The organism is Halorubrum laminariae, from assembly GCF_024494655.1.
GTDB classification, from domain to species: domain Archaea; phylum Halobacteriota; class Halobacteria; order Halobacteriales; family Haloferacaceae; genus Halorubrum; species Halorubrum laminariae.
The window spans coordinates 207,753-220,077 of sequence record NZ_JANHDL010000004.1 but is presented as its reverse complement, the minus strand read 5'-3'; the positions used below and the strand labels follow the sequence as shown (position 1 = coordinate 220,077).

The window sequence follows — 12,325 nt, the reverse complement described above, 5'->3', positions numbered from 1 at the left end:
CATTGACCCCCCACACCGTTTTTCCAGTGTTCTTTTCCACAATTCAGCTAATACAGCCTCTATAGAGGCAGACTCCGATCTACACCCCGATTCCACCTGGTGATAGGGACACACCGTTTTTCCAGTGTTCTCAACGAATCCATTGTACTACCCACCTCTATGCCACGACCCATTCTCGTCGTGAGTGATTGATGTATCTCAACTGTCTCTCAGAACGTTCCACCAAGCACATGAAACGTGGGAAACAGTGGAAACTACTAAGTCGAGTGGGGTTGACGAATCTCGCATGACCGATTCCGTATTCGACTCGAAATCAGAAATCATCGAGAACGCGGAGGTGTTCGAGGAGGATTATACGCCGGACGAGATTCTCTGTCGGGACGAAATGATGAATGAGTACGTGAAGGTGCTCAGGCCCATCTACAAAGGTCGCCCTCCGAAGAACGCCTTTCTCTACGGTGACACGGGTGTCGGTAAGACGGCAGTGACGAAGCGGCTCACCGATCAGCTCATTTCAGACATCAAAGAGCAGAAGGACGACCACACTCTCGTCGCGAACGAATTCTCAATTGTAAGCGACACGGTTGTTCTCCCCCACGAGGTCACCGAAGACGACGATGTCGACCTCACCATCATCCAGTTAAACTGCCAGAATCTACCAACGAAGAGCGACACCAACTCGTCATACCAGGTCGCGATCGCGATGGTGAACGAGATGAGACATCAGGAAGATAAGATCGCCACAACGGGATACGCCCCACAGGCGGTCTACAATATGCTCTATGAGGAGATCGACCGTGTTGGCGGGACGTTCCTCGTCATCCTTGACGAGGTTGACGCCATCGGTAGTGATGATACCATACTCTATGAGCTGCCCCGGTCCCGTTCAAACGGAGACATCCACAACGCCCGGATAGGCGTGATCGGGATCAGCAACGACTACACGTTTCGGAAAAACCTCTCTCCGAAGGTTCAGGACACGCTGTGCGAACGCGAAATCAGATTCCCGGCATACGAGGCCCAAGAGCTGGGAGATATTCTCGCGGCCAGATGTGAGGTGGGGCTTGTCGATGGATCGTATTCTGAAGAGAACCTCAGGCTAGCCTCTGCTTTAGCCCGTCGTGATTCCTCTGGGAGTGCCCGGAAAGCAATCGATATCATAAAACGAGCCGCCGAGATCGCCGAGGACGAAGGAGCGACAGAGCTCAAAGACACGTACATTCGCGAGGCGCATGAAGACCTCCAGCAGGGCGACATGGTGTCTTCAATCACTCATCAGGACAACCACAAACTGATCGCCCTCGGCGCACTAGCCGAAGCGGAACGTCTCGGTCAGACGCCGATCCGAACCAAAACATTCCACGAAGCGTATCAGAAATTCGCGGAAGGGACGAACACAGAGCCATTGACGCTGCGTGGGTTCCATAACCATCTAAGCCGGCTTAGTATGTTTGGGTTCGTTGAGGAGCTCACGAATAATGAGGGGAGGAAAGGGGGCCGGTATAATGAGTACCAGTTCTCTGAGGATCTGTCTAAAGAGACCGTGAAAGAGGCGTTTGACACGATGAACGACATCAACTGGGTCACGATTCGCATTAGACCAAACGCGGAGGGGTAACCCTCCCCCTGCGGTTTTCCAGTGTTCTTACTCGAGTCGACCGTGCCCCCGTCCAGTTCAGAGGTCGATCACCCACACCCCCACACCGTTTTTCCAATGTTCTTCGTCGTATCGCGGTTTTCAGACGAGTTGAAGACACCCCGTCTCCTGTTATAAATAAGACGATCTTAAGGGAAATCTACGCAGACAATACCCGCTACGTCTGTCTATCTCTCTATTATTATATTGCCTATACAATAAAATATATAATATAGTTATTGAGTGAGTGGCATACAGTAGAAGATACCCTTTGTTTGAGAACACTGGAAAAACGGTGTGGGAGGGTAATCAATACGACAGTGGCGCTGTCCCTATGAGATCGGGATCAGACTACCGTTCGCTTCGTTTGGAGTGTCCACCGATATCGCGAGAACACTGGAAAAACGGTGTGGGAGGGTTCCCGACTAATCGAGGATAGCACTCGAAATACGGTGTGTACGGTGAGACAAGAACACTGGAAAAACGGTGTGGGGGAGACAGAACCGCCAGAGTAGAACCGCGTGTCCCTACGCGAAGGCCGTCGGGCCGCTCATCGCGACCGTCTCTTCCTCGCCGTCGTCCAGCTCCGCGTACGCATCGCGGAAGTCGCACATCTCCACGGTCTCACGGCCGTTGCGGATCGCGTTCATCCCGGCTTCCGTACAGACAGCCCGAATCTCCGCGCCAGTGATGGAGCCGACAGCCGTGGCGAGTTCGCCCGTGTCGACATCGTCGTCGACGTTCATCTCCCGCGTGTGGATATCGAAGATGTCCTCGCGACCTTCTTCGCCGGCAGCCGGGACCTCCATCAGCCGGTCGAACCGACCGGGGCGGAGGATCGCGTCGTCGAGCATGTCGAGACGGTTCGTCGCGGCGATGATCCGGACATCACCGCGGTCATCGAACCCGTCCAACTCCGCGAGCAGCTGCATGAGCGTCCGCTGGACTTCCGCATCGCCCGACGTCTTCGAGTCCGTCCGCTTGGAGGCGATCGCGTCGATCTCGTCGATGAACAGCACCGACGGTCCGTTCTCTCGCGCAACCTCGAAGAGGTCGCGGACGAGTTTGGAGCCCTCGCCGATGAACTTGTGGACGAGTTCGGAGGCAGCCATCCGGATGAACGTCGCGTCGGTCTCGTTGGCGACCGCCTTCGCGAGCATCGTCTTCCCCGTCCCCGGCGGACCATGGAGAAGCACGCCACTCGGCGGGTCGATCCCGACCGAGTCGAACACCTCCGGACTCTCCAACGGCATCTCGATGGTTTCGCGGACCTCTTCGATCTGGTCGTCGATACCGCCGATGTCCGTGTAGGACACACTCGGAGATTCCTCGACCTGCATCGCCTGTGCGCGGGCGTCGGTCTCTTTGTCCAACTTCCCAGTCACTGCGAGGTTGTTGTTCACCGTCACCCGGTCGCCGGCCTCGAGATCCTCCAGCATCTCCTCGGTCACGTCCGTGAGGGCTTCCTGGTTGTTCCCGTGCTGCTTGACAATCACCTCATCTTCGGTGAGTTCCTGAACCGTCGCGATGAACAGCGGCGACTTCTTGAGCTTCGTATTCTCGCGCGTCACTCGGTCGAGCTGCTGTTCGGCCCGGTTCTTCTCAGCGGCCGCGTCCAGGAGCTTGTTCTCCATCTCCCGGTTCTGGGTTTCTAGGACCTCGACGCGCTCGCGAAGGTCTTCGGCCGTCTCTTCTTCCGTGTGGTCGGGGCCTGGCATGTCGCTGCGGTCGGTGGTTTCAGTCATCACTCCGTCCTCAGATGGTATCTCCATAAGAAGGTGTTGGGGGTGACAACAGTTAACACGATTCTAACCGATCTAACTGGCCGACCAGAGTCACGTTGATATACACGGGTCAACTTACCTGCGGTATGGACCACACGCTACTCGACGGACACACGCCCCCGGAGAAAGGCGATCGCGTAAGAGTCCGCGTTCTCAGGTCTTCGAACGGCAATCTTGCTGTTGACCGACCGTTCAAGGATCGCCCGCTTCGGCTGACCGGCGTCGACGATGCGTTATCTATCCCGGACGCGCCGGGAACGTACGAGGTGCGTGGGACAGTTACTACTGCTGCCTTCGCCGATGCGAATGGACCCGACTACTTCGTCTTCGAGGAGTACGCAGTCGACCACGTCTCCGAGGACCTCCTCCAGCTACCATCTGAACACTCGGACACCACACCCGACAGTGGAGAGGTTTCGGGAGTCGACGTCGACGTCGAGGATGTTCTCCCAGGGGAGCTCACCGAAGAACAGGACACGTCGGACGGACTAAGCAGTGGAACGAAACGCCTCGGGGACAGTCTCAACGACCTCCTCATCGGCTCTCGGTAAGCCCTGTTCGGCTGATCCGGTGATTCAGCCACCTCACCGGGTCATTTATGCTATCATGCGAAGAGAGCAGTAGCATGAGCGACGTGCCGTATTTCATTAGCGACTCTCGCGACCCTTCGCGTTCCTCTTGGAGCGACGATGAAGATTGGAATGCCGGTGAGGGCTCGAACCTCGACATCGGAAACGGCGAACTTGTCGGGAGAGTTCCGGTGATCGAAACGAGCGAGGTTCCAGCAGACGGAATCTCTCACGCCTGGACAGACATCACTTATACTAGCTACGAAGGTGAGTGGTCTATCGAGGAGGCCGCACCGACGAGTAGTGAGTTCAGGATCGAAATGGAGGTCACACAGAATGGTGGCCACAATGGTGATGAGAGCGTAAAAGTCGAGATGGGCCTACGGATGAAGGATGCTGATGGCTTAACCACTGACACCCTCTCAACAAGTGTGACTTTCGGCGGCTCCACGTCAGCCGGGACCACAAAATCGACATCTGTTACAGGAACTGTAACCGCCGGGACCGACTGGGTGCTGTTCATCAAGGGCTACCACGCCCCGACGACACCGTTCGGCCCCAATGCGATGAATGCGGATGCGTCCGTCGCGCTTTATGACTAACTCCTCCCGTTTTGTGAGCGATCGACGGACCAACCAGAATGTCTCTTGGAGTGAAGAACTGGACTGGCAAGCTGGGGAGCGAACCAACGTGGAGATCGTCGACGGAGCCCTCGTGTCTCAGATGGACCCACCGGAGAGTGGAGTAGCGCGATGGAATTTCGAACAAGACCTCTCAGACTCGTGGGGGACAAACCACGGATCCGACTACACTAGTTCGGGCTACACCTCAGCCCCTACCGGGGGATACGCGAAAATCTTCAATGGGAGCACAGACCGCGTTGTAGTCCCGAACGCACCAGAGCTCCAGTTTACGAACTCGATCACGATCTCGACCTGGTCATATCTCGACGGCCGGGACGATGAAAATAGCCGCATCATCACGAAGCGGACTGACGGCCAAACAGTAGAGTCGTACGGGCTCGTCAAGGATCAATTCGTAGACGGCGACGACTCAATGGCGTTCCGGGTGTACATAGATGGGGAACACTCTACTCTGGACTCGCCCGAACCAATACCGCTCCGTGTCTGGACCCACTGGATAGGCACGTGGGATGGAACTATCCAGAGGCTCTTCAAAAATGGCGTCGAGGTAGGCTCACAACCCTTGACTGGAACCATCGCAACGAACTCGGATGCTCTTGGAATTGGATGTCGGGGCGACGGGAATAACGACTGGTGGAACGGGTATATTGACGACCTTCGGCTGTATTCAAAGGGCATCACCGCAAGTGAGGCCTCGAACCTTTACACCACAGGTCGGATCAGCGGGTGACGACTCGCCAAAAATCGGACCCTTGGTCCTCCGTTATCGGTACACGAGCCGTCCTTCGCGTTCCAGCATCGTCACAGCGGCAACCACCTGCTCGATTTCATCTTCATCATTCAGATCGGTGAACGTGTGTCGCGATAGCCCTTCCCTCCCGGAGATCTGGTGAATCCCGTCCAGTTCATCTTCGCCGATTTCAGCGTAGGCGTCGAGTTGGACGCATTTGAGCACCTTCTCGGAGCCATCAGACATTTCGATCCTTTCGAAGCGAAGCGAGCCCGGTCGAGCCCGGCCAGAGACGATCCGATCGAGTCCATCTTTGTGAGCGACCAGGTACCCGCCCACGCGAGAGAACTCAAGGAGATCGTTCAGCGAGCCCCGTCCGGTAGCGTTGTCCACGGAAAGTGCCTCGGAATCGAGCGACGGTCCGGTTCCGTAATCGACCAGACCAACGACACCCTCGTCGAGCAGACCATCGATAACCTCCTCGGAAACATCGGGCGACACCCGGTTCGAGACAACCATAGCACCATCCTCAACAACACGACGGTCGCGACCTGCGGCGGCGGATTCTTTCATGCCAACTACACGGTTGCCGAACCAATTGTTAAGTGTGGCGTTTATGGAGATTGTGTCGCTTCGGATACGACAGCACCGTCTTGTCAATCATTACAACGTGGGACGCCCAACGATTGACAAGATCCGTGCCGGGGAGTGCCCCGCTGCCATGTTGGGAACTCAACGTCCCACTATGAGTATCGCGACCACTGACTAGACGAGAAAATTCAGGACACAGCAAAAGGCAGGACTAGGGGGAACCGTTTCGCCGACTCAGTAGGCGTCACCAATTGCCCATCGAGACAGCATCTAGATCACCCCGTTACCACCCGGCCACCTCCGGGGAGACGGCGGCCAGCTCACAACGACCAGAGCGTGGACTGGGAGACTCGGTAATCGCATTACTACGCCGGGCGTGGTTCTGTTGAGGTATTGTTGGCTTCACTGGCTTTCAGAGATTCTCCACAGGCGAGGAGGCTACCGGCCCATGACGAGTGGGCCGGCCATGACAAACACAATGTTGCTATTCGACTCGAGGGGCCACCCGAACCAGTCTGGGGCAGGCCAGAGTGTCCGGCTAGGGTAACCACAACAACCGCTTCACATACCTTGATAATAAGTGTCGCGGTCAATCTGAGCGGAATTGCTATGTACTGCCCCGCAGGACTGGGCATATGACGAGCGCAGAAGCGGTGGTCGTGCTTGGGATTATTGATGGAGCGATCGGCACCATCACGCAGTCATGGTACCTCACCGCGATCGCGGTGGTCGCTATCCTCACTGTCGGTCTCTCGATCCTCAGTGGTTTGATCGACATCGCCGTGTATCTCACGATGCTGGGATTGGTTGCTCTAGTAGGACTGGGTGTTGTGAACTTCTTCGCCCCCGGTCTAATCCCCATCGTCGTGACTCCGGTGTTCCCGTTCGAGGCCAGCACCGCTGAGCCCATGATTCGCTTCACAGAATCAGCAGCGACCCCGCTCATCCCATCAGTCTAACGCAGAACCGCCGCAACATCGACCCTCTGTTATTCAGCAACTCCGAACGACAGTCCCGACTCGGATTCGTAGTCGTGAAGCTCGATATCGTCGAACGTGAGCTCATCGAGGGGAACATCGCGAACGGACACGCTCGGTCTCGACATCGGCGTCCGAGACAGCTGGGTGAGAAGCCCCGGCACGTGATCTAGTTGGTCGTCTCCCTCTGCTTCCTCCGGTGCGTTCTCTTCGACCCACTCGCGGACCTGGAGGTACCCGTCGGCTTTATCGACAGCCGCGAGGCGGTCTTGGAGAGCCTCGAGATTTTCATCGTACCACGCTCCGCGTTCGCCGGCCCCACAATAGACGTGGGCGTCGACGATCGTGTGGCCGAACTCGCCGACCTCGAAGCCGGTCCGCTGAGCGATGATCTTCAGGAGTAGCGCGTACGCCGCGATGTTGAACGGGATCCCCAGAGCGATATCCCCAGACCGCTGCGTGAGATGGAGGTTGAGTCGATCGCCCTGGACGTTGAAGACGAAGGTGTAGTGGCACGGCGGGAGCGTCGATACTGCCGCGTTCGACGGGTGCCACGCACTGACGACCAGTCGTCGAGAGTGCGGTGATTCCCGCAGCGTGTCCAGTACGTACTGAAGCTGATCGAAGGTCCGCACTGTCTCACCATCCTGCGTTTCGGTCGACACCCAGCGGTGGGCGTCATCGGGCCACGATTCACCCGGTAGTTGCTGTTCGAGCTCCGGGACAGGATACCGCCGCCAGAACCGACCGTACGCCGTGTCGAGTTTGCCGTCTTCATCTGCCCACTCATTCCAGATCCCGGTTTTCTCGCGAAGCTCTCTGATGTGGGCCTCGCCAGAGAGGTACCAGAGCAGCTCATGGATCATCGACCGCCATCGAAACCCATCCATCTTCTTCGTCGTGAGAAGTGGGAATCCCTCCTCGAGATCTATCTGGTAGCCAACGTTGAATCGGCTGATCGTATCGACACCCGTCCGATTCGGCTTGTACGTCCCACCGGCTAATGCCCGCTCAACAGCAGAGAGGTACTGTTTCATACTCTCTCTCACCCCCCCCGTCTGTATGAAGTTATGGGGTCTCCACCCCTGAAACAGCCTTACCGCGTTCCAACTATTCGCCCGAACCATCTGACCGGTCTCTTTATGTCAGAGTACATATTCAGTAGGAGCATGAGGCGACGTCAGTACCTGACAACGGCAGTTGGCGCGATCGCAGTTACCGCCGGCTGTACCAGCAACGCCACTACTCAGGCCATCACCGCGGATGTTCGCGATCCCGATCCGAATCTGACCGAGGCTGGGCTCGCACCCGACCCAATTGATCTTCCCGAGCGCGAAGTCGATGAAAGCCAGTTCACCGACTACAACTCCGAAGGGACGGAGATTCAGCAAGTCCCGTTGGACGTCGCGTATTATTGGTATCACACCCGGAAGGCCCGATTTGTCGACGCCCGTACTGCCGAGCGGTACAACCAAGTCCACATGAAAGGGGCGATAAGTAGCCCTGCCCCTGACGGAACGGCGGACGATCCCATGAACGACATCGGCGACCACGAGCGCATCGTGACCTACTGTATGTGCCCGCATTACCTCTCAGGCCTTCGGGCCGCCTCTCGACAGAACTCTGGCAACGCAGGCGCGTATGCGCTCTACACAGGCATCCGACCGTGGGTCGACAAAGGCTACCCCATTGGAGGCGTCGAAGCAGAGGAGCCGGTGCTTCCTGAAGAAGAAGACTACAGCAACGCCGACAAGTAACCACTCCACCCACGTCAGCGAAATACACGACCGCAGCTGACGCCCACTCAACACCCATGCAAGATACAATCGTTGTCATCGTCACCGCGTTCGTCGGTGCCATCGTCCTACTGATTGGAGCTGCTACTTCACAATTCGACCCGCGAGAGGACGAAGAGGAAGGCAGCAGTTCCGTCGAAATAGCGACGGGTGGAAGCGGCGGTCACAGTAGCCACCAAGGGATGAGCGACACGCTCAAAGCCGAGTACACATCCAACAGTGACGAAGCAGACATCCAAGTTGGGGTCACTGGCCCACTCGACCCCTCACACTCGAAGAAACGCCGGCAGAGCCAGAAGGTCATCCAGAACAACCCCAAGCAGTGTACTCACTGTGGCGCTCTCAACGGCAGCACTGGTGGCCCGTGTTGGAGTTGTGGGTCACGTCCTGAAGCGACGTTCTCGAGTGAGGGCATCGACGCGGTCAACAAGCACCTTCGCGAGACGCCCATCGACTCTTCGTATCTTGCCCGCGGCCCCTCAACAGAAGAACAGGAACGGCCGCGCTCACCAGGCTCGCTTGAAGACCTAGAGAAGGCCAAAGCGGAACGGGACGAACGGCGTAAGCAGGCGACCACCGAAGACGACGTCCGCCGGCAAAAGGAGATCCCGTTCTACTACAAATGGGCAGGATACGCGCTCGCGTGGGTCGACAAGTGGAAATCCATCATCGACACCCACGCTCGAAGTCTGATGATCGTCACATCATTCGCAACTTCGATTTGGGGGCTCAGCATCATCTACGGGGCGCTTACGTTCAACGGCACCGGAATGACCGCTCTCGTCATGGCCGTCCTTATCGCAATCGTCTCCGCGACGATCGGCGCACTCTGCTTTCTCGCACCTGGGAAGGTCAAAACCGTCCTGCTCGGGTACCCGTTCGCTCTCAACGTGATCCTTCTGCCGCCCGTCGTCATCGCGGTCTATGACCCACGCCTGAACGTGATCCTCGAACAGAGCGTGCTATTCGCCGAATATCTGCTCACGAACTATGCGACAATCCTCGGCCTCGAGACGTGGCTCCGTTCGACGTTCACGCTTGAAGGCATCAATCACCTCTTCATGTGGTTCTCGATCTCTTTCCCGCTGGGCTGGCTCCTTGGAGGAACAGTCTACGCCGGCAAAACCACGGTCCCGTACACCGTGGAGTTAGCACAGAATATCGCGCGTGAAGCCCGGCGAACACGGACAGCCACTCCGCAACCACCGACAGAGGAAGAACCACCGGAGATACCGGACTCCAAGTGACTGACGGACCCCGAGATGACATACATTCATACACCAATTTTCTTCCAAACCGTTGAACTATCTACCATCTGTACGCTTCTTCTTCCAAACTGTTGAACATTACCGCCGATTTTTCAAATAATCGCCCGTTAGATTCATATTAGCTGGCTTTGAGTGTTCGAGTATGCGATTGCCAAGTGGAGGAGCCTCACGTATAGGTGTAGCCGCCATGCTGTTTTCCATGGTCCTAATCGGTGCTGGAGGGGCTGTTGGGATGGTTGCTGCGGACGACTGCCGACTCACAAGCCCTGAGCAGCTGTCTGAATGCGAGAACCCCGGCGATAGTGTCGGCGACCTCCTGTTCTCAGATGTGCTCGACAACATCTTCGACTTCGCGAAAGCCACGCTTCAGTACGCTGGCTTCGTAGCCGTCTTCGCAGGTGTGACGCTCTGGTTCTCGACCGGGAAGAACTCTGATCGCGGCTCAGTTGGTGTCTGGCTGACCGTCGGTGGTCTGGCCATGATCGTCTTCTACTTCGGGTTCTCGTCCCTCGTCGGACTGGCCCGATACGTCGCAGAAGGCAACTGAATCGCCACTGACCAACCTTCGCGTTCTCCCTCCGTGAGCTTTCGCTATCTCTCCCGACACACGGGTAGTCTGACCGGGACCATTATAGCCATTCAACGAGAGCCGTCATCTATGCCGCAAGACCCCGTTAGCAACCGAGAGTACGAGGATTCCTTAGAGGGATTCAAACTCTGGGCAGACACCGAGCTCCCGCATGGACTCCCGTTCCTGTACGCAGGCGTTGGCTTCGTCACCATCGGACTGGTCTTTTCGATCGCCGCCGTAGTCGGAACCTGGCTCACCGGGCTTTCGATACCCAGCTGGGGGTGGGCCGCCATTCCCATCCTCAGTCTGTTCTGGGCGCATGGCGGATGGATCCACGGCCAGGACGCCCGCGACGATCTCGACACCGATGCCTCATCGTTGGAGTACCGCTACTGAGCCCAAAAGGCCAAACAGTTAACAGACAGCCCCTTCTCCGACTCAGTATGTACCCGACACACGAAAATCAGGTTGAAGCGACCCCATGGCGTCGGAGCCGGCTTCAAGGGTACCTCCTGCTCTCGGGCATCGGAATGTTGTACTTCACGTGGTTAGCTACCACCGAGTTCGTTGAAACGGGCAAACTCACAACCACGTTTCTGAGCCACATTGCCGTCGCGTTCTTGTGGGTACTCCATGCGCGACTCCAATACTGGGTCACTCAGGTCGCCATCAGGAACGAACTCCACACTGCGCGAATGAAACAGCGCCTTGACGAGCTCGAAACAGCCGAAGACTCTGGAGCGTAACCTCGCCTTAGCCGCCAGCTCCCGACAAATCTGACAACAACACCTATCACCCCCCACGCAGACTCCTATACATGACCCCGAGTGCCAGCGTCGACGACGACAGTCCCGACGATCCAGAAGAACCCGATTTCTACATCGGCAACGAAGAGACAGCCACGCCCCCAGCACGAGAGACCAGCCGCCTCTCTGACGTGCTGACCCACGTCCAGACAGGCGACGTCGTCGAGATCACGTTCGGAACCGCTGAACAGATCGACTCCGTAGAGTGCCGCGTCGAGGCCCGCCGCGGGGAAAACGACCGCCGAACCCCCGACATCGACTGGGACTACACACTCGAGCTCGTTGAGCGAACAGCCGGCGATGCGACCTACATGTACCGCACCGGAATCGGTGACCCCACCCGTGAACCGTGGCAGGTCCGAAGCTACCTCTACTACTCGAAACTCCAGATACTGGACGACGAAAGCGAGTGGGGCCGTGGCTGGGTTGTCGACGCCCGCGTTGTCAACTCCCCCGAGCCCGTCTCCGAGTAACGCCACCGCCTCTTCGGGCCGATAACTATGCACTTCCAGCCTGTTTTATACCTCTTGTCTAGATTGACAAAATGCCCTAATCGCTATAGTTATAGACTCTCCTGTTGATATGAAATTGATGGCGCAAGAACTCCCCACACAAAGTGGGATTGAATCAGAAATTGAGGAGCACGTTTCCCGCCTCCCGAGCACCACCGAGGATCATCTCCCACCCGCATTCAGGCTGTGTAAATTCCAACACGTCGGGACGGTCTGGGGAACTGTTATTCTGTACTACTTCGAGCCAGCTGAACACAGATTCCAGGTCCAAGTATCTGTTAATGAACCATTCCATGGTTCAAAAGGGATTACTACGGACGACCTCTCTGTAGCTGTGGCGCAATTACTGGAATTCAAGGACGAATTCCTTCCCCCCAACCCTAGCTTCACAATCGGCCAAGATATTGAGCCTGAGATTACTTGGTGGGATTAGACCACTCT

Annotated in this window: 15 protein-coding genes; 12 read left to right on the top strand and 3 right to left on the bottom strand. The window is 56.9% G+C overall.

Going from position 1 to position 12,325, the window contains the following annotated elements:
* The first annotated feature begins 286 nt into the window (after positions 1-286).
* Positions 287-1,618: a Cdc6/Cdc18 family protein gene (locus NO887_RS09670; RefSeq protein ID WP_256418106.1), complete on the top strand. Its 1,332-nt coding sequence runs from the start codon at positions 287-289 to the stop codon at positions 1,616-1,618.
* A gap of 545 nt (positions 1,619-2,163) precedes the next feature.
* On the opposite strand, the gene NO887_RS09665 is transcribed toward NO887_RS09670, so the two are convergent.
* Positions 2,164-3,381, bottom strand: coding sequence for a proteasome-activating nucleotidase (locus tag NO887_RS09665; protein ID WP_256418105.1), 1,218 nt, complete (start codon positions 3,379-3,381; stop codon positions 2,164-2,166).
* Positions 3,382-3,506: 125 nt separating this feature from the next.
* On the opposite strand from NO887_RS09665, the gene NO887_RS09660 reads away from it, so the two are divergent.
* The 3 genes from NO887_RS09660 to NO887_RS09650 all read left to right on the top strand — a co-directional run bounded on the left by NO887_RS09660 (position 3,507) and on the right by NO887_RS09650 (position 5,363).
* Complete coding sequence (locus NO887_RS09660; RefSeq protein WP_256397194.1) at positions 3,507-3,971, top strand: hypothetical protein; 465 nt, start codon at positions 3,507-3,509, stop codon at positions 3,969-3,971.
* A 74-nt stretch (positions 3,972-4,045) separates the two neighbouring features.
* Positions 4,046-4,591, top strand: coding sequence for a hypothetical protein (locus NO887_RS09655; RefSeq protein ID WP_256418104.1), 546 nt, complete (start codon positions 4,046-4,048; stop codon positions 4,589-4,591).
* 88 nt (positions 4,592-4,679) lie between these two features.
* Positions 4,680-5,363: a LamG domain-containing protein gene (locus NO887_RS09650; protein ID WP_256418103.1), complete on the top strand. Its 684-nt coding sequence runs from the start codon at positions 4,680-4,682 to the stop codon at positions 5,361-5,363.
* Positions 5,364-5,396: 33 nt separating this feature from the next.
* Here NO887_RS09650 and NO887_RS09645 read toward each other — a convergent pair whose 3' ends face one another.
* Positions 5,397-5,936, bottom strand: coding sequence for a hypothetical protein (locus NO887_RS09645; RefSeq protein ID WP_256418102.1), 540 nt, complete (start codon positions 5,934-5,936; stop codon positions 5,397-5,399).
* A 653-nt stretch (positions 5,937-6,589) separates the two neighbouring features.
* Between NO887_RS09645 and NO887_RS09640 the strand changes: the two genes are divergently transcribed.
* The gene (locus NO887_RS09640; protein ID WP_256397197.1) at positions 6,590-6,913 is read left to right on the top strand and encodes a hypothetical protein; all 324 of its coding nucleotides are present in this window, start codon (positions 6,590-6,592) and stop codon (positions 6,911-6,913) included.
* A 29-nt stretch (positions 6,914-6,942) separates the two neighbouring features.
* Here the strand turns inward: NO887_RS09640 and thyA are convergent, their stop codons facing one another.
* Positions 6,943-7,968, bottom strand: coding sequence for a thymidylate synthase (gene thyA / locus NO887_RS09635; protein WP_256397198.1), 1,026 nt, complete (start codon positions 7,966-7,968; stop codon positions 6,943-6,945).
* Positions 7,969-8,100: 132 nt separating this feature from the next.
* Between thyA and NO887_RS09630 the strand changes: the two genes are divergently transcribed.
* The 7 genes from NO887_RS09630 (at position 8,101) to NO887_RS09600 (ending at position 12,317) form a co-directional block, all read left to right on the top strand.
* On the top strand, positions 8,101-8,688 hold the full coding sequence (locus tag NO887_RS09630; protein ID WP_256418101.1) for a rhodanese-like domain-containing protein: 588 nt from the start codon (positions 8,101-8,103) through the stop codon (positions 8,686-8,688).
* Between the two features lie 56 nt (positions 8,689-8,744).
* Positions 8,745-9,974 carry a hypothetical protein gene (locus NO887_RS09625; protein ID WP_256397199.1) on the top strand — a complete coding sequence of 410 codons (1,230 nt, stop codon included), beginning with the start codon at positions 8,745-8,747 and terminating at the stop codon, positions 9,972-9,974.
* Between the two features lie 220 nt (positions 9,975-10,194).
* On the top strand, positions 10,195-10,542 hold the full coding sequence (locus tag NO887_RS09620) for a hypothetical protein (protein ID WP_256418100.1): 348 nt from the start codon (positions 10,195-10,197) through the stop codon (positions 10,540-10,542).
* Positions 10,543-10,653: 111 nt separating this feature from the next.
* Positions 10,654-10,962, top strand: coding sequence for a hypothetical protein (locus tag NO887_RS09615; RefSeq protein WP_256397201.1), 309 nt, complete (start codon positions 10,654-10,656; stop codon positions 10,960-10,962).
* A gap of 47 nt (positions 10,963-11,009) precedes the next feature.
* Positions 11,010-11,312, top strand: coding sequence for a hypothetical protein (locus NO887_RS09610; protein WP_256418099.1), 303 nt, complete (start codon positions 11,010-11,012; stop codon positions 11,310-11,312).
* A gap of 71 nt (positions 11,313-11,383) precedes the next feature.
* Entirely contained in the window at positions 11,384-11,845 is a 462-nt protein-coding gene (locus NO887_RS09605) for a hypothetical protein (RefSeq protein ID WP_256397203.1), read from the top strand.
* A gap of 118 nt (positions 11,846-11,963) precedes the next feature.
* A complete protein-coding gene (locus NO887_RS09600; protein WP_256397204.1) occupies positions 11,964-12,317 on the top strand; it encodes a hypothetical protein in 354 nt (117 codons plus the stop codon).
* Positions 12,318-12,325 lie beyond the last annotated feature (8 nt).